The organism is Paenibacillus sp. FSL W8-1187 (genome assembly GCF_037965485.1).
Taxonomy (GTDB): domain Bacteria; phylum Bacillota; class Bacilli; order Paenibacillales; family Paenibacillaceae; genus Paenibacillus_O; species Paenibacillus_O pasadenensis.
Genome location: NZ_CP150181.1, coordinates 3,259,333 through 3,277,313 on the forward strand (window position 1 = coordinate 3,259,333; position 17,981 = coordinate 3,277,313).

Annotated in this window: 12 protein-coding genes and 1 pseudogene; 1 reads left to right on the forward strand and 12 read right to left on the reverse strand. The window is 67.1% G+C overall.

The window, feature by feature from the left end; all coding sequences use genetic code 11:
* Positions 1 to 12: 12 nt before the first annotated feature.
* From rlmN to NYE40_RS14210, 12 genes and pseudogenes are all read right to left on the reverse strand, one after another.
* Positions 13 to 1,083 carry a 23S rRNA (adenine(2503)-C(2))-methyltransferase RlmN gene (rlmN, locus tag NYE40_RS14155; protein ID WP_339278581.1) on the reverse strand — a complete coding sequence of 357 codons (1,071 nt, stop codon included), beginning with the start codon at positions 1,081 to 1,083 and terminating at the stop codon, positions 13 to 15.
* A gap of 232 nt (positions 1,084 to 1,315) precedes the next feature.
* Positions 1,316 to 3,151, reverse strand: a complete 1,836-nt coding sequence (locus tag NYE40_RS14160; protein WP_164820190.1) for an LTA synthase family protein — start codon at positions 3,149 to 3,151, stop codon at positions 1,316 to 1,318.
* A gap of 190 nt (positions 3,152 to 3,341) precedes the next feature.
* Positions 3,342 to 4,718: pseudogene (rsmB, locus tag NYE40_RS14165) on the reverse strand (16S rRNA (cytosine(967)-C(5))-methyltransferase RsmB); the annotation flags it as partial.
* Positions 4,719 to 4,856: 138 nt separating this feature from the next.
* On the reverse strand, positions 4,857 to 5,864 hold the full coding sequence (gene fmt / locus NYE40_RS14170) for a methionyl-tRNA formyltransferase (protein ID WP_101809292.1): 1,008 nt from the start codon (positions 5,862 to 5,864) through the stop codon (positions 4,857 to 4,859).
* A 5-nt stretch (positions 5,865 to 5,869) separates the two neighbouring features.
* Positions 5,870 to 6,358, reverse strand: a complete 489-nt coding sequence (gene def, locus NYE40_RS14175) for a peptide deformylase (RefSeq protein ID WP_028596894.1) — start codon at positions 6,356 to 6,358, stop codon at positions 5,870 to 5,872.
* A gap of 33 nt (positions 6,359 to 6,391) precedes the next feature.
* On the reverse strand, positions 6,392 to 8,977 hold the full coding sequence (gene priA, locus NYE40_RS14180) for a primosomal protein N' (protein WP_339278582.1): 2,586 nt from the start codon (positions 8,975 to 8,977) through the stop codon (positions 6,392 to 6,394).
* Positions 8,974 to 10,191, reverse strand: a complete 1,218-nt coding sequence (gene coaBC, locus NYE40_RS14185; RefSeq protein ID WP_101809294.1) for a bifunctional phosphopantothenoylcysteine decarboxylase/phosphopantothenate--cysteine ligase CoaBC — start codon at positions 10,189 to 10,191, stop codon at positions 8,974 to 8,976. Before coaBC ends, priA begins: the two co-directional genes overlap by 4 nt.
* A gap of 139 nt (positions 10,192 to 10,330) precedes the next feature.
* Entirely contained in the window at positions 10,331 to 10,534 is a 204-nt protein-coding gene (rpoZ, locus tag NYE40_RS14190; RefSeq protein ID WP_028596897.1) for a DNA-directed RNA polymerase subunit omega, read from the reverse strand.
* 17 nt (positions 10,535 to 10,551) lie between these two features.
* Complete coding sequence (gene gmk, locus NYE40_RS14195; protein ID WP_043110725.1) at positions 10,552 to 11,175, reverse strand: guanylate kinase; 624 nt, start codon at positions 11,173 to 11,175, stop codon at positions 10,552 to 10,554.
* Positions 11,176 to 11,189: 14 nt separating this feature from the next.
* Positions 11,190 to 11,450, reverse strand: a complete 261-nt coding sequence (locus NYE40_RS14200; RefSeq protein WP_006036475.1) for a DUF370 domain-containing protein — start codon at positions 11,448 to 11,450, stop codon at positions 11,190 to 11,192.
* 448 nt (positions 11,451 to 11,898) lie between these two features.
* Positions 11,899 to 12,729, reverse strand: coding sequence for a diaminopimelate epimerase (gene dapF / locus NYE40_RS14205; RefSeq protein ID WP_339278583.1), 831 nt, complete (start codon positions 12,727 to 12,729; stop codon positions 11,899 to 11,901).
* A gap of 294 nt (positions 12,730 to 13,023) precedes the next feature.
* Complete coding sequence (locus NYE40_RS14210; protein WP_339278584.1) at positions 13,024 to 15,819, reverse strand: calcium-translocating P-type ATPase, SERCA-type; 2,796 nt, start codon at positions 15,817 to 15,819, stop codon at positions 13,024 to 13,026.
* A gap of 242 nt (positions 15,820 to 16,061) precedes the next feature.
* Between NYE40_RS14210 and NYE40_RS14215 the strand changes: the two genes are divergently transcribed.
* The gene (locus NYE40_RS14215; protein ID WP_339278585.1) at positions 16,062 to 17,837 is read left to right on the forward strand and encodes an NFACT RNA binding domain-containing protein; all 1,776 of its coding nucleotides are present in this window, start codon (positions 16,062 to 16,064) and stop codon (positions 17,835 to 17,837) included.
* The last annotated feature ends 144 nt before the right edge of the window (positions 17,838 to 17,981 follow it).

Here is a 17,981-nt window from a genome sequence, read left to right on the forward strand (position 1 = left end):
CCCGTCACCTCGTTACGTTAGTTCCATATGTTTCGCTCGAAGCTGCCCGCAGGCAGCGGCGATGTCATGGCCCTGCTCGCGACGGATCGTCGCGTTGATGCCGTTTTTCTCGAGAATGCGCTGGAACTCGAAAATATCCTCCCGCGGCGTGCGCACGTACTTGCGCTCCGGCACATGGTTGACCGGGATGAGGTTGACGTGGCAAAGCATGCCCTGCAGCACCTCGGCGAGCTCCTGCGCATGCTCGGGACGGTCGTTCGTGCCGCCGATGAGCGCGTACTCGAACGTGATGCGGCGCCCGGTCTTGGCGATGTAGTTGCGGCAGGCGTCGATGACCTCCTGGAACGGATAGCGGCGGTTGACCGGCATCAGCTTGGAGCGCAGCTCGTCGTTCGGGGCATGGATCGAGATCGCGAGGTTGATCTGCGTGTTCTCCTCCGTGAACTTGTACATGCTCGGCACGATGCCGCTCGTGGAGACGGTGATGTGGCGCTGGCCGATGTTCAGTCCCTTCGGATGGATCATCATGCGCAGGAACGCCATCGTCGCCTCGTAGTTCTCGAACGGCTCGCCGGAGCCCATGATGACGATGCTCGACACCCGCTGATCCTCCGGATCGAGCATCTGCTGCGCCTTGACGACCTGCGCGACGATCTCGCCCGACGTCAGGTTGCGCTTGAGGCCGCCGAGCGTCGAGGCGCAGAACGTGCAGCCGATCCGGCAGCCGACCTGCGTCGTGACGCAGACGCTGTTGCCGTAGTTGTGGCGCATGATGACCGTCTCGATCGCATGGTTGTCATGCAGGCCGAACAGGAACTTGACCGTGCCGTCCTTGGACTCGAAGCGGGTGATCTCGTTCAGGGTGATGAACTGGAACGAGGCCGCCAGCTTGTCCCTCAGCGGCTTCGGCAGGTTCGTCATCTCGTCGAACGAGGAGACGCGCTTGACATAGAGCCAGTCGAACAGCTGGCCGGCCCGGAAGGCGGGCTCTCCCTGCTCCTTCATCCAGTCCTGCAGTTGATCCAGGGAATAGTCATATATAAAGGGTGTTTCCACGATATAAGGCTGATCGAATGCTTTCATCTCAATGCTTCATCTCATTTCATCGTTCTTGGAGCGCCGTCCGGCACTGCCTCCGCAGGACGCTCGTCGCTCTAGTTTACCACAAACGTCCATTCCAAGACCACAGCCATGCCTGGCCCGGGCTCGCTGCCGCTGGCCGCCCGCGCGAGGACGGGCGGAAGAAGCCGGCTCGAGACGGCCCGGCGCAACAAGAAAGGACGGAGCCGCCGCTCCGTCCATCCTTGCTCCCGCCTTAGCTTCCTTCCCCGAACAGCAGCTCCTTGGCGTACCCTTGGCCTTCGAGCAGGTCGAACTGGATCATGCGGTAGTCGTCCAGCAGGCGCTGCTGCTCCTCCGTCAGCGCCGCCTTGTCGAGCGCCGCGCCTCCGGCGCCCAGCGTCACCTTTTTGCCGAGGCCGGGCAGCTGCTGCCGCACCGCCTCGAGCAGCTTGTAAAAAGCCGGCTGCGGAAGTCCCGCATAACGCAGCGCGAGCGGTCCGGCGAACGACGGGCTGATCGTCCCGAGCGGCTCGCGTCCGAGCTCGTAGTTGGCCAGCAGCAGCAGCGGCGTCTCATGGCGCAGGCGCTCGTCGGTCCAGCCGGCATCCTCGTAGATTTTCGCCGGAAGCCCCGGCAGATGGTCGCCCCAGAGCACGACGAGCGTCGGCCGGTCCAACTTCTGGATCGCTTCGTTCAGGTAGCGGAGCGCGCCGTCCGTCTGCTTGATGCCCTCGACGTACGTCTCCAGCTGGTCCTTCAGCGCCGGATCGACGCCTTCGGCCTCGATCGAGTTGCCGCCGTGGATCTCCTTGTTCGTATACGGGTAATGGTTCTGCATCGTGACCAGATGCAGGAACAGCGGCTTGCCGTCCGCCTTCTCCAGCTCCTGCGCCGCTTCCTTCATCGCCGCCATGTCGGACAAATAGCTGCGCGAGCCGAGCCACTCGCGGTTTTTCATGTCGTCCTGCCCGATGAACCGCTCGAAGCCGAGCATCGGATAGACCTGGTTGCGGCTGTAGAACGTCTTGTCGTACGGGTGGAGAGCGAGCGCGTCGTAGCCCCGGCTCTTGAGGATGCTCACGACCGAGGGCAGATCCGTCTGCTTCGTCAGATTTTGCTGAAACGGCACCGCGCCGTCATGAAGCAGCGACATCGACAGCCCCGTCAGCGCCTCGAACTCGACGTTCGCCGTGCTGCCGCCGAATTCAGGAGAAAGGACGTAGCCCGACGGCCGGGACTGCTGCGCGCCATGCCAAAACGGCAGCGGATCCTCGGCGAGCTTGTATTCCGTCAGCCGCGTCGCGTCGAACAGCGCCTCGTTCATGACGAACACGATGTTCGGAGGCTCGGACGGCGATGCCGCCGGCGGAGCCTCGGGCAGCGAGCCGTAGCGCTCCGCGATGGCCTCCACCGCCTCCCTCCCGTAGCCTTCCGGCTCGTCGATCAGCGTCTGGTTCAGGTTGGAGGCGAAGGCGAGCACGAACCCGTTGTAGCGGTAGTTCGCCTTTTGATCCCAGAAAATGTTCTGGTAGCTGAGCTTGTCGAGCAGCGCCGGATATTTGCCCCCTGCGGTCTGCACGAACAGCGCGACCGCCGTGATCGACGCGGCGGCGAGCGCGACGCGCAGCACGAGCGGAAAACGCAGCTTCGGAAGCTTGAAGATGAGCCAGCCGAGGCCGGCCAGCACGAGCGCGGTGAGGATGAGCACGACCGGCGAGAACAGGCCGTCGGCCATCGAGACCATCTCGGACATGTTCTTCAGCTGCATGAGATCCCAAGGGAACAGCGGCTCCCCGGTCGCTTTCATCTTTTCGTAGACGGCCAGGCCGGTCAGGCCGGCGACGGCGCCGACGAGCAGCGAGCCTCCGTACACGTTGCGGAACAAGGCCGCCGCCCCGCACAGCAGGAAAAAGAAAAACGTGCTGCCCCAAAAGAACATCGGCAGCTGTCCGGCCGCCCAGTCCCAGGCGGCGCCGGCGTCGAAGCCGAGCGCCGAGGCCTGGATATAGAAATGAATGATCATGCCGAAACCGTAAAGGCCGAGCAGCGTGGACAAATATCGGATGCTCCGGCGGAACTTGCTCTTCATGCGCATCTTCTCCTGTAAGCGGTCTTCGCGAGCTTTCCTTTTACGATAGTTTAATATAAACCGCTCCAAGGCGCCAATGAAAAAGCGCTCGCGAACCGGTTCGCGAGCGCGGAAAGCGACGGCTGCGGCGCCGGCGCGCGGCCTCAGGCGCGCAAAAAAAACCTCGCTCCGACGGTCGGAGCGAGGAAGGCTAGCGGTGATCTCCCCGGCGCAAGCGGGCGATATAGAAGCCGTCGCTGCCGAAATGATGCGGCAGCAGCTGCAGCGAGCCGTCGAAGCGGCCGGCATCCGCGTCGCCGATGCCGGCGGCGCGCAGAGGAGCGAGCACGGACTCCGGCCAGCCGGCCGGATCGAGCGCGAACGCCGGATGCCGCTCCAGGAAGGAAGCGATCTGCGCGGAGTTCTCCTCGCCGGCGATCGTGCAGGTGCTGTAGAGCAGCGTGCCGCCGGGCTTCACGAGCTCGGCCGCCGCGTCCAGCAGACGCTCCTGGACGGCGGCGATGGCCTCGATGTCGGCCGGCGACTTGGTCCATTTGATTTCCGGCTTGCGGCGGATGACGCCGAGGCCGGAGCATGGAGCGTCGAGCAGCACGAGATCGAACGAGCCGGGCGCGAAATGCTCCGGCAGCTCCGCCGCATCGCCGGCGACCGCATGGATGAGGCCGAGGCCGAGGCGGGCGGCCTGGCTTTCGACGAGCGCCTTTTTATGCGGATGCAGGTCGTTGGCGACGATCTCGCCGCGCCCGTCCATCAGCTCGCCGAGATGCGCCGACTTGCCGCCCGGAGCGGCGCAGCAGTCGAGCACGCGGAAGCCGGGCTGAGGCGCGGCCGCGGCGGCGACGATCATCGAGCTCTCGTCCTGGATCGACCAGAGCCCCTCCGTATAGCCGTCCGTGCCGGCCAAATTGCCGCCGCGGTCGACGACGACGCCCGCCCATGGGGCGGCGGCGGACGGACGGGCGTCGAGCCCCGCCTGCCGCAGCCGCTCCAGCGCCTGCTGCGGCGAGAGCCGCAGCCGGTTGACGCGCAGGCTGCCCTGCGGCGCCTCGTTGCCGGCGCTCATCATCGCCTCGGCTGTGTCCTCGCCGTATGCCGCGATCCACCGCTCGGCCAGCCATTCCGGGTAGGAATGACGCAGCGACAGCCGCCGCGCGGCATCCGGCTCGGAGGCGAAGTCCTCCGCCTTGAGCTGCGGCAGCTGGCGGACGGCGCTGCGCAGCACGCCGTTCAGCATGCCCGCGATGCCGGCATGTCCGCGACGGCGGCCGATCTCGACCGCCTCGTTGACCGCCGCATGAGGCGGCACGCGGTCGAGGTAGACGAGCTGGTACAGGCTCATCCGCAGCAGCGACAGCACCCATGGCTCCAGCTTGGCGAAGCCTTTGGCCACGAATTGGCGCAGCCAGCGGTCGAGCGTCAGCTGCCGCTGCAGCGTGCCGTAGACGAGCTCGGTCGCGAGCCCGGCGTCGGCGCGCGACAGCTCGGCCTCCTGCAGCGCGTGATGCAGCTGCAGGTTGCTGTACGCGCCGCTCGTCGCGACGCGGACGAGCGCGTCCAGCGCGAGCTCGCGCGCGCTGCGGCGCCTCCGCGCCGCCGGCTGCGCGGCGCGCGGCTTGCCGCCGGGGGCAGCGCCCCGGCGGGACGCGCCTGCGGCGCCGGCTTTGCCCGGCGCCGCCCTGGCGGCGGCCGCCTTGCGGGCCGCCGCTCATCGGCGGCCGCCTTCGCCGGCGGCCGCGTCTGCCGCGCCCGGCTCCGCCGCGGGCGCGCCGAGCACGGTGCCCGCTGCGAGCCGGGCACCCTTGAGCCATTCGGCAGCGGGCATCGCCCGCTTGCCGGCCGGCTGAATTTCCGTCAGCCGCAGCACGCCGCTGCCGGTCATGACGCGGATGCCGTCCGGCCCGGCATCCAGCACCTGCCCCGGCGCCGCGCCTGCCGGCCCGGGCTTGTCCTCGGGCGCGCAGGCGCGCACCTTGAACGGCTCGCCGCCGAGCAGCGTGAAGCCGCCGGCCATCGGCGACAGGCCGCGCACCTGCCGCCACAGCTCGCGCGCGCCGCGCGTCCAGTCGAGGCGCTCGTCCTCGCGCGTCAGGTTCGGCGCATGCGTCGCCTGCGAGTCATCCTGCGGCACGCGCGGAGCTCGTCCCTCAAGCAGCTCCGGCAGCGTCTCGGCGAGCAGCCGCGCGCCGGCCTCGCTCAGCTTGGCGAACATCGTGCCGGAGTCGTCGGCGTCCGTGATCGGCACCTCGACGCGGCTGATCATGTCGCCCGTGTCGAGCCCTTCGGCCATGTACATGATCGTCACGCCCGTCTTGTCCTCGCCGTTCATGATCGAACGCTGGATCGGCGCTCCGCCCCGGTACTTCGGCAGCAGCGAGCCGTGCACGTTGATGCAGCCCAGGCGCGGCATCTCCAGCACCGACAGCGGCAGGATCTGGCCGTACGCCGCCGTCACGATCAGCTCCGGCGCAAGCCCCTTCAGCTCCTCGACCGCTTCCGCGCGGCGCAGCCGCTCCGGCTGCAGCACGGGCAGCCCGTACTCCAGCGCGGCCGCCTTGACCGGCGTCGGCGCGAGCTCCTTCTTGCGTCCCTTCGGACGGTCGGGCTGGGAGACGACGCCGACGACCTCGACGCCGAGCGCTTTCGCCTCCTCGCCCATCAGCCAATGCAGCGAAGGCACGGCGAACTCCGGCGTGCCCATGAATACGACGCGCATCGGCCTCACTCCTCGCCTTCGCGGCGGTCGCGCGCGGAGCCGTCGTACAGCTCTTCCGCGAGGTCGATGAACAGGATGCCGTTCAGATGGTCCACCTCATGCTGGAACGCCCGCGCGAGGAAGCCTTCCGCCTCCAGCTCGAACGTCTCGCCGTCGCGGTTCTGGCCGCGCACGCGGATTTTGTTCGCCCGGCGCACGTCGCCGTTCAGGTTCTGGATGCTCAGGCAGCCCTCCGGACCGAACTGCTCGCCCTCGCGCTCGACGATCTCCGGGTTCACCATCTCGATCAGCCCGTTGTCGTCTCCGACATCGACGACGATGACGCGCTTGGAGATGCCGATCTGCGGCGCGGCGAGTCCGACGCCTTCGGCGTGGTACATCGTATCGGCCATATTGTCCAGCAGCTTGTGCAGGTTGGCGTTGAACTTCGTGACTTCCTTGGCGACCTCGCGCAGGACGGGGTCGGGATTTTGAACGATAAGACGGATTGCCATGAGGCATGCACCTTCCTTGGATGAAATCGAACGTTATAAAATCATATGCGGATCGACATCGACGCTGAACAGCACGCCGCTGCGCGGCGCCTCGGCCTCGGCCTGCCGGATCGCCTCCGAGACGAGCTCGGCGGCCGGCACCGCTCCGCGGTATTTGACCATGCACTGGAACCGGTACCGGTCCTTGATGCGGGAAATCGGCGAGGCGACCGGACCGAGCAGCTCAAGCGCCCGCGCGCCGCTGCCGTGCAGCGGCTGCAGCACGCCGCGCTGGCCGGCCAGCTCGATCAGCCGGCGGGCGAAGCGATCGCTCGCCGCCGACAGCGTCGCGAGCTGCTCATGGGACATCGTCACGAGGATGAGCCGGCAGAACGGCGGATAGCCCATCATGCGGCGATGCTTCATCTCTTCCGCGACGAAGCCCTCGTAATCATGCCGCTCCGAGGCGATGACCGCATAATGCTCCGGGTTGTATGTCTGGATGATGACCTCTCCCGGCAGATGATGGCGCCCCGCGCGCCCGGCCACCTGCGTCAGCAGCTGGAACGTCCGCTCCGCCGCCCGGAAGTCGGGCAGGTTGAGCGACGTATCCGCCGCGATGACGCCGACGAGCGTCACATAAGGGAAGTCGAGCCCTTTGGCGACCATCTGCGTGCCGAGCAGCACGTCGGCCTTGCGCTCGCCGAACAGCTTGAGCCATTTTTCATGCGCGTTCTTCTCCGTCGTCGTGTCGACGTCCATGCGGATGACGCGGATGCCGGGGAACAGCTTGGCCAGCTCCTCCTCGACCTTTTGCGTGCCCGCGCCGAAATAGCGGATCTGCTCGCTCTCGCAGGACGGGCAGGCGCTCGGCGCGAGCTCCGCATGGCCGCAGTAATGGCAGCGCATCGCCCGCGTCTTTTGGTGGTAGGTGAGCGAGATGTCGCAGTGCGGGCAGAGCGCCGTATAGCCGCAGGAGCGGCAAATGACGAACGTCGAGTAGCCGCGCCGGTTCAGCAGCAGCACCGACTGCTCGCCGCGCTCGAGCCGCGCCTGCAGCGCCTCGTGCAGCGCGCGGCTGAACATGGAGCGGTTGCCGCTCTTGAGCTCGTCGCGCATGTCGGTCACCGTCACGGGCGGAAGAGAGCTGGCGACGGCGCGCTCGGACAGGCGCAGCAGCGCGCCGCCCGCCCCGTCCCGCGCCGCGGCCGCGTACGTCTCCAGCGACGGCGTCGCCGAGCCGAGCACGACGACGGCGCCGTGCTGGCGGGCCCGCTGCACGGCGACGTCCCGGGCGTGGTATTTGGGCGTCTCCTCCTGCTTGTAGCTCGACTCATGCTCCTCGTCGATGACGATGAGGCCGAGCCGGGCAAACGGAGCGAACACCGCCGAGCGCGCCCCGATCGCCACCTTGGCGCCGCCGCGGCGGATGCGCCGCCACTCGTCGTAGCGCTCGCCGCTCGAGAGGCGGCTGTGCAGGACGGCCACCTCGTCGCCGAAGCGGCCCTTGAAGCGCTCGACCATCTGCGGCGTCAGCGAGATCTCGGGCACGAGCACGATCGCCTCGCGGCCGAGCTCCAGCGCGCGCTGGATGGACTGCATGTAGATCTCGGTCTTGCCGCTGCCGGTCACTCCCTGCAGCAGGAACGTCGCGGGAGCCGTCCGCTCCACCGCATCCCGGATGCGCACGAACACCTCGCGCTGCGCGTCCGTCAGCGGCAGCGGCTCGGAGCGGCGGAACTCGCGTCCGGCGTACGGGTCGCGCTGCTGCTCCGCCTCCTCGACGAGGATGTAGCCCTTGTCCGCCAAAGCCTTGGCCGACGAGGCGCTGGCGCCGGTGTCGGCCAGCATCGCCTGCAGCGTCACCGGCCCTTCGAGCGCGAGCACGTAAAGGAGCAGCTCCTTTTGCCGCTTGGCCGTGCCGGGCAGCGCCTCCAGCGCCGCCTTCGCCGCTTCGCGGTCCAGCGGCGGATAGACGGTGAGCTGCGTGCGCACGCCGATGCGGTCGCGGATCGACGTCTCCTCGATCAGCACGCCTTGCGCGAGCGCGCGCTTGATCGCGCCGCCCGCCTCCGGCCATCGCTGCCGCGCCGCTTCCAGCTTCAGGCTGCCGTGGCGGCGCAGCTCGCGAACGAGCTCCTGCGGCAGCGTCTCGGACGGCGGCAGCTCCGGAGCCGCCTCTCCCGGCATGGCCCAAAACGCCTCCGGCCGGCCGACATCGGACCGCGCCGCAGCCGACTCGGCCGCAGCTTCGGCAGCCGGCTCGTCCGCGCCGTCTGCCAGCCGCAGATGCCGCTCCGCCTTGCCCTTGATCGCCGAAGGCACCATCGCCTGCAGCGCCGCCGTCCATGTGCAGCAATATTTCTCGCTGATCCACCGCGCCAGCTCCACCAGATCCGGCAGCAGCGGCGGCAGCGGATCGAGCAGCTCCGCGATCGGCTTGAGCTTGGCCGGGCCTTCGGCCGGAGGCTCGTCCGCCAGGCTGACGACGAACCCTTGCAGCGTGCGGCCGGCGAACGGCACGCCGACGCGGCTGCCGGGCTCGATCCACGCCCGCATGTCCGCCGGCACGGCATAGCTGAACGGCCGGTCCGTGCTGCGGCTCGGCACGTCGACGATGACGCCGGCGACGCGGCTCATCGCGAGCCCTCCGGCGACGCGCCTCCGAGCCGCGAGGCGACGAGTCCGAGCAGCCTTTCGGCCGTCTCGCGCTTGCTCAGCACCGGCAGCGAAAGCGCCGCGCCGTCACGGTCGAACACCTGCACCGCGTTCGTGTCGCCGCCGAAGCCCGCGCCTTCCATCGTCACGTCGTTGGCGACGATCAGATCGCAGTTTTTGCGGCGCAGCTTGTCCATCGCATGCTCCGCCAGCCGCTCGGTCTCCGCCGCGAAGCCGACGAGGAACTGGCCGCTTTTGCGGCGGCCGAGCTCCGCCAGGATGTCCGTCGTTTTTTCCAGCTCCAGCGTGAGCGTGCCGGCCGACTTCTTGAGCTTGGAGGCATGGCGCTCGACCGGCCGGTAGTCGGCGACGGCGGCAGCCTTGACGACGATGTCCGCCTCCGCGTAGCGGGACAGCACCGCCTCCAGCATCTGCTCCGCCGACTCGACGCGCACGAGCTCCACCCCGCCGGGCGCCGGCACGTCCGTGCGGGCGGCGACGACCGTCACCTCGGCGCCCATGTCGCGTGCCGCCTCCGCGATCGCGAAGCCCATCTTGCCGGAGGAATCATTGGTCAGGTAGCGCACCGGATCGAAGCGCTCCACCGTGCCGCCGGCCGTGACGAGCAGCCGCTTGCCGGCCAGCAGCTTCCGCGAGGCGAAGAACTTCTCGACCGCGAGTACGATCTCCTCCGGCTCGGCGAGCCGTCCCTTGGCGACATAGCCGCAGGCAAGCTGGCCCGTGCCCGGATCGAGGAAGCGAACGCCCCGCCGGCCGAGCGTCTCCATGTTGGCGACCGTCGCCGGATGCTCGTACATGTGCACGTTCATCGCAGGCGCGGCGATGATCGGCGCCGTCGCCGCGAGCAGCGTCGTCGACAGCATGTCGTCGGCGAGCCCTGCGGCCAGCTTGGCCAGCGAATTCGCCGTCGCCGGCGCGATCAGGATGAGGTCGGCGCGGTCCGCGAGGTCGATGTGCGTCACGACGGCCGGATCCTTCTCGTCGAACGTATCGAGATGCACCGGGTGGCGCGAGAGCGTCTGCAACGTGAGCGGCGCGATGAAGCGGACCGCCGATTCCGTCATGATGACATGAACCTCGGCGCCCTTCTGCACGAGCTTGCTGCACAAGGCGGCCGCCTTGTAGGCGGCGATGCCGCCGGTGACGCCGAGTAGGATCGTTTTGCCGCGTAGCATGTCCGCAGCTCCTTTCTGCTATCTGCCTGTTTTGCCTGACGATAAAAAAATAACAACCGCAAGGGTTGTTAATTCATGCGCTATGCGGCTGCTGGCTCCGCCGGGCCGAGGGGCCAGGCGGACCGATCCGAAAAGCCGACTAGTCCTCGTTGCGCTGCTCGACCTGCAGAAGATCGTGGTAGATCTCCTCGAGAGCGACGCCGACCTGCTTATGGGACTTGGCCCCTTTGAGCTCGCTCTTCTCTCCGTCGCGCAGGGAGCGCGCGCGGCGGCTTGCCGCTACGACCAGAGAGTACTTGCTGTCGACCTTCTTCATCATTTCGTCAATGGATGGATACAACATCGTTCGAATCACTCCGTTCAGGCTTTTTCGGATGCGGCGGTCTTCACGGTCTCCGGCAGATTGGCGAGGAAGCGCTCCTTGCGGCAGTGCTCGGCCGTGACGATGCTCTGGATGCGGTGGCAGGCAGCCTCGATCTCGTCGTTGACGACCGCGTAGTCATAGTAGCGGATAAGTCCGATCTCCTCGGCGGCGACCGACATGCGCGAGTCGATCACGTCCTGGCTCTCGGTGCCGCGGCCGACGATGCGCTGCTTGAGCACGTCGAGCGAAGGCGGCATCAGGAAAATGAAGACGCCCTGCGGGAACGTCTCCTTGACCTTGAGCGCCCCCTGCACCTCGATCTCGAGGATGATGTCCTTGCCGCTGTTGATCGTCTGCTCGACGAAATCGCGCGGCGTGCCGTAGTAGTTGCCGACGTACTCCGCGTGCTCCAGCATGGCTCCGCGCGCGATCATCTCCTGGAACTGGTCGCGCGACTTGAAGAAATAGTTGATGCCGTCCGTCTCGCCCTGGCGCGGCGAGCGCGTCGTGGCCGAGACGGAGTAGACGAGCTCCGGCATCTTGTGGCGGAGCACCGAGCAGACCGTGCCCTTGCCGACTCCCGAAGGGCCGGACAATACAATCAATAATCCCTTGTTCATAGTACTCCCCGCTATTATTCGTCGTGATCGTCGTCCTTGGCGGACAGACGGTGCGCGACCGTCTCCGGCTGGACTGCCGACAGGATGACATGATCGCTGTCCGTGATGATGACCGCGCGAGTACGCCTGCCGTAGGTCGCGTCGATCAGCATGTGGCGGTCGCGCGCCTCCTGGATGATCCTCTTGATCGGCGCCGATTCCGGGCTGACGATCGAGATGATCCGGTTCGCCGATACGATGTTCCCGAAGCCGATATTGATGAGCTTGATAGCCATGTCAGGTTCTCCCTCCGGACGATATGGAACAGGATCGGACGCCTGTCTCCGGGTCCATCCTCTGGCAATGGGCAGAACCATTGCAACTAGTGTTGACACAAATTCCACGGCCCAAACTCCGGCCGCCGCTCGCGGGCAGCCCGCTCCCGCTTGCCCTGTCCGCTCCGGCTGCGGCCGGGCGGGCATTCGTGTACCTATTCTAATCGATAATCGGTCCGCGAACAAGGCACAATGCGAAATCCGGAGCGAAAGGGCGATTCGCGCGCTTTTTCGGCTATTGGCGGGACAGCCGCAAAAAGCGGAAAAGCCCTCTCCCGCATGGGGAGAGGGCCGACAAAGCAGATGCGCCGCGCCACGCGCTTGGCGATTACGGATGAAGCTCCTTGCCGAGCTTCTCGACGGCGGCGAAGATCTGGTCGCCGTAGCCCCCGGCCGGATCGGCGCGCCCTTACAGCTCGCCGCGGAACACTTCCGCCGCCGGACCGGTCATGTACACATGATTGTCGCCTTCGCTCCACTCGATATGCAGGTCGCCGCCCTTGAGGGAGACGACCGCCTTGCGGTCGGTGAGGCCGTTCAGCACGGAGGAGACGAGCGTAGCGCAGGCGCCGGTGCCGCAGGCGAGCGTCGGACCCGCTCCGCGCTCCCAGACGCGCATGTCCGCCTGCTCGCGGCTGTTCACCGTGACGAACTCGACGTTCGTCTTGCGCGGGAACATCGGATGCGTCTCCAGCTTGGGCCCCCACTCGGCGAGGTCGAACGATGCCGCGTCGTCGACATAGATCACCGCATGCGGGTTGCCCATGGAGACGGCGGTGAAGCGGAACTCGCGCCCGCCCGCTTCGATCGGGTAGGAGACGACGCGCTCGGCGTCGATCGTCGTCGGCACCTGCAGGCCGCTCAGGATCGGCTCGCCCATGTCGACGCGCACGAGCTCGACCTTGCCGTCCCGCGTCGTCAGCTCGACCTGCTGCACGCCGGCGCCGAGCGTCTCGATCGTCAGCGACTCCTTGTCGGCATGGCCGTGGTCGTAGACGTACTTGGCGACGCAGCGGATCGCGTTGCCGCACTGCTCCGCCTCGGAGCCGTCCGAGTTGATGATGCGCATGCGGAAGTCCGCGCGCTCCGACGGCAGGATGTAGACGAGCCCGTCGGCGCCGATGCCGAAGTAGCGGTTGCACAGCTCCACCGCCAGCTTGTCCACGCCGGCCGGCAGGTCGCGCTCGCCGTAGACGACGATGAAGTCGTTTCCGAGTCCGTTCATTTTGGTGAATTGCATCTCTATGCACGCTCCTTGAATGGTGGAAGTAAAGGTAGGGAACGGCGGCACCGCCGCCTGTTGACGATTTCTTTAGCATAGCTCATCCGGGTCCGGCACGCTATTCCCAAATGCGTCGAAGATTTGCACTTTTAAGCAAGGCGAACCGGCATTCTCCGTCCTCCGGCGGAGAGGCGAGTCTCGTTCCGAGGCAAGCAAGCTCAGGAGAATCTGTCGCTTCGCCTTTCCTGCCCATCGAAAAAGCCGCTCCCCCGAGCGTCCGCGCGGAGCGGAGCCCAGAGGAGCGGCCGATGGTCAGCGGAGCGAAGGCTGGCTGCCGCCGCTCGTGTAGCTGATGCGCGACTTCGGCTTGCGCTTCTTGGAGGAGCCGAGCACGCTGCCGATGCCCATGACGAACGTCGGGATGCCGGCGGCGACGAGCGAGAGGCACCATTCGCGCAGTCCGATCGGCACCGTCTTGAAGATCGGCTGCAAGGCAGGCACGTACAGGACCGCCAGCATGAGGCCGAGCGACGAGAGCACGGCGAGCACGAGGTACTTGTTCTGCAGGATGTTGCGATGGAAGATCGAGCGCGAGCTGCGGCAATCGAACACATGGATCAGCTGCGCCATCACGAGCGTGACGAACGCGACGGTCTGCGCCAGGGCGAGGCCGGCCGCTCCCTCCGGAGCGCTCCTCAGCGTGATCCAGAACGCGCCGAGCGTGCAGACGCCGATCAGGATGCCGCGGCTGACGATCTTCCAGCCGAGCCGCCGCGCGAAGATGCTCTCGCGCGCCGAACGCGGCTTCTGCGTCATCAGGTCGTTCTCCGCCTGGTCGACGCCGAGCGCCATCGCCGGCAGTCCGTCGGTGACGAGATTCACCCACAGGATCTGGATCGGCAGCAGCGGCAGCGGCAGGCCCGCCATCATCGCGAGGAACATCGTCAGGATCTCGCCGACGTTGGAGGCGAGCAGGTAGCGGATGAACTTGCGGATGTTCTCGTAGATGCTGCGCCCTTCCTCGATCGCCGACACGATGCTGGCGAAATTGTCGTCGCCGAGCACGAGCGAGGACGCCTCCTTGGACACGTCGGTGCCCGAGATGCCCATCGCGATGCCGATGTCGGCCGCCTTGATCGCCGGCGCGTCGTTCACGCCGTCGCCGGTCATCGCCACGACATGGCCCTTGCGCTGCAGCGACTTGACGATGCGCAGCTTGTGCTCCGGCGAGACGCGGGCGTAGACGTAGATGTTGTCGACGACCTTGTCGAGCTCCTCGTCCGACATCGCGGCGAGCTCGCGCCCGCTGACCGACAGCCCGCCTCGCGGCATGATGCCGAGCTGCGCGGCGATCGCCTCGGCCGTCAGCTGATGGTCTCCGGTGATCATCACCGTCTTGATGCCGGCGCGGCGGCAGGTCGCGATCGCGGCCTGCACCTCGCGGCGCGGCGGGTCGATCATGCCGGCGAGGCCGGCGAAGACGAGCTGGCATTCCGCCTCCTCCGCCGTCTCGCAGCTCTCGTGCGGCTTGAGCTCGCGATAGGCGAGGCCGAGCACGCGCAGCGCCGACTGCGCCATCGCTTCCTGCGCCTGCTGCACCTTCGTGCGGAGCGTGCCGGTGAACGGCACGACCTTGCCGTCCCAGAGGATGTACGTGCAGCGCTCCAGCAGCAGATCGGGCGCGCCCTTAACGCAGGCGAGGCGGCCGCCCTGATGGCTGACGACGACCGACATGCGCTTGCGCTCGGAGTCGAACGGGAACTCCTGCTCCCGCTTGTACAGCCCTTCCAAGGAGGAGGCGGATAGGCCCATCTTCGCCGCCAGCACGACGAGCGCGCCTTCCGTCGGATCGCCCTTCAGCTCCCACGCCTCCTCCGGCTCCGGCGCGCTCGAGCGGACCGCAGCGGCCGGCTCGGCCGCCCGCTGCAGCACGGCGTTGTTGCACAGCGCCGCTATTTGCAGCACGCGCCGCAGCGACGCGTCGTCCTTGGCCTCGACCGGCTTGCCGCCGTCGAAGCAGCCTCCCTGAGGCACATAGCCCTCGCCGGTCACCTCCAGCTCGCGGCTGCCGGTCCATACCCGGGTCACCGTCATCTTGTTCTGCGTCAGCGTGCCGGTCTTGTCGGAGCAGATGACCGACGCGCAGCCGAGCGTCTCGACCGAAGGCAGCTTGCGCACGATCGCCTTGCGCCGGATCATCCGCTGCACGCCGAGCGCGAGCGCGACGGTGACGATCGCGGGCAGCCCTTCCGGGATGGCCGCCACCGCGAGGCTGACGCCCGCCAGGAACATGCCGTAGGCCGGCTGGCCGTGCAGGATGCCGGCGACGACGACCATGACGGTCAGGCCGAGCGCGACGACGATCAGAATCTTGCCGAGCTGCTCGAGCCGGCGCTGCAGCGGAGTCTCCATTTCCTCCGTCTGCTGGATGAGGTCGGCGATCTTGCCCATCTCCGTGCCCATCCCCGTGCGCACGACGACGCCGCGCGCGGTGCCGCTGGTCAGCAGCGTGCCGAGGAAGGCCATGTTGCGCCGGTCGCCGAGCGGCAGATCGTCCTCGTCGATCGGATCGGCATGCTTCGATACCGGCACGGACTCGCCGGTCAGGGCGGATTCCTCGGCCTGGCAGCCGTGCGCGCTCAGCAGCCGCAGGTCGGCCGGCACGCGATCTCCGCTCTGCAGCAGCACGATATCTCCCGGCACGAGCTCGCTCGCCGCCACGGAGACGATGCTCCCTCCCCTCAGCGCATGCGCCGTCGGCGCCGACAGCTCCTTGAGCGCCCGCAGCGAGCGCTCCGCGCGGAACTCCTGGATGAAGCCGAGCACGGCGTTGATGACGATGATCGCCAAAATGGTGATCGCGTCGAGGTATTCGCCGAGCAGGCCGGAAATCAGCGTCGCGCCGATCAGCACGAGCACCATGAAGTCCTTGAACTGATTCAGGAACAGCTTGGCCGGCGACAGCTTCTCGCCCTCCGACAGCTCGTTGCGGCCATGCTCCGCGAGCCGCCTCGCCGCCTCGTCCGGAGCCAGCCCGCTTTCCGGCGAGCAGCCGAGCCGGGCCAGCAGCTCTTCTTCCGACAGCCGATGCCAATTCGTATTTTCCATTCGACTCTTCTCCCTCCCGCTGCCCGCACTCATGCTGCCGCCAGCATCCGCAAGGCTCTAGGACACTATATGAGGACAATCTCCGAATTATCCCTTGTCCGGCGAGCCGGCCAGGCTGCCGGATGCCATGCGCCGCAGGGTGTGGTACACTGGAGGACGCATCGATCCATCCATCCGCGCGCGCCCGGCGCTTCTTCTCTTCCGCACGCCGCGCCCATTCGCAAAAAGGAGAACGACCCGACATGGCCCTAGACGGATTCGTCCTGCGCGCCGCCGCGCATGAGCTGCAGCAGCTCGTCGGCAGCCGCATCCATAAGATCCACCAGCCCTCTTCCCACGATCTCGTGCTGCAGACCCGCGGCGCCGGCGGCGGCAAGCGGCTGCTGCTGTCCGCCAACCCGACCTACCCGCGCGTCCATCTGACCGAGCGGACTTATCAGAACCCGATGGAGCCGCCGATGTTCTGCATGCTGCTCCGCAAATACTGCGAAGGCGGCCAGATCGAGTCGATCCGCCAGATCGGCATGGAGCGCGTCCTGCACATCGAGATCCGCCAGCGCGACGAGCTCGGCGACCTGTCGCTCAAGACGATCATCGTCGAGCTGATGGGCCGCCACAGCAACATCATCCTGACCGACTCCGCCAGCGGCACGATCCACGACGGCATCCACCATGTCACGCCGGCGATCAGCGCCTACCGCATCGTCATGCCCGGCTCCCGCTACACGGCTCCGCCGGAGCAAGGCAAGCAGGACCCGCTCGGCATCGTCACCCGGGAGCAGTTCGAGGCCGCGCTGGAAGCGGTCGAGGCCCGCGCCGACGCGGATGCCGAGGCGCCGCGTCCCGCGCCCGCGCCGGAGAAGCGGCTCGTCGCCGCCTTCAGCGGCTTCAGTCCGCTGCTCGGCCGCGAGCTCGCCTACCGCGCCTCCAAGGCGGCGGGCACGGACCCGGCCGAGGCGCTGTGGACGGAGTTCGACCGGTTCCTGAACGCCGCGCGCGATCATGACGACGAGCCGGGCATCGTCGAGCAGCCGGACGGCAAGGCCCTCTTTTCGATCACTCCGCTCACACATGCCGCCGGCGAGCGCCGGACGTTCGCCACCATCAGCGAGTGCCTGGAGGCGTACTACGGCGACAAGGCCGGCCGCGACGCCGTCAAGCAGCGCGTCTCCGACATGCTGCAGTTCCTGCACAACGAACGCGCCAAAAACGTCAAGAAGCTCGAGAAGCAAGCCGCGACGCTTGAAGAAGCCAAGGACGCGGACAAGCACCGCAAGCTCGGCGAGCTGCTCACGACGTACATGCATTCGTTCCAAAAAGGCGACCGCTCGGTCACCGTCGTCGACTACTATGACGAGAACGGCGCCGAGATCGACATCGAGCTCGATCCGCAGCTGAGCCCGTCGGACAACGCCCAGCGGTACTTCCGCCGCTACGCCAAAGCCCGCAACAGCACCGGCGCGGTGCTGGAGCAGATGGAGCTGGCGCGCGAGGAGATCCGCTACCTCGACTCGCTGCTGCAGCAGCTCGGCTCCGCCTCCCTGCAGGATGTCGAGGAGATCCGCGACGAGCTCGTCGCCGGAGGCTACCTGCGCGCGCGCGAGAAGCGCGGCGCCAAGCGCAAGAAGCCGGCCCGTCCGTCGCTGCTCTGCTACACCTCCTCCGAGGGGCTGCCGATTTATGTGGGCAAGAACAATACGCAGAACGAGCATCTGACCAACAAGCTGGCCGCCTCCGGCGACACCTGGCTGCATACGAAGGACATCCCCGGCTCCCACGTCGTCATCCGCGCGGCCGAGTTCGGCGATCCGACGCTGGAGGAAGCCGCGATGCTGGCGGCCCACTACAGCCAGGCCCAAGGCTCGAGCATGATCCCGGTCGACTACACGCTGATCCGCCACGTGCACAAGCCGAGCGGCGCCAAGCCCGGATTCGTCATCTACGACCGGCAGAAAACGCTGTTCATCACCCCCGACGAGGAGCGCATCAAGGCGCTGCCGTCGACGATCAAAAGCTGATACGCGAAAAACAAAAAAGCATCCCCCAGGTCCGTGAATGGACCCGGGGGATGCTTTTTTGTTCCTGCTGTCGCCGCGGATGGCGGCATCGACGGCGGCATCGACGGCTTCCGCCCGTCAAGCAGACGGCTTCCAGCGGGGCCT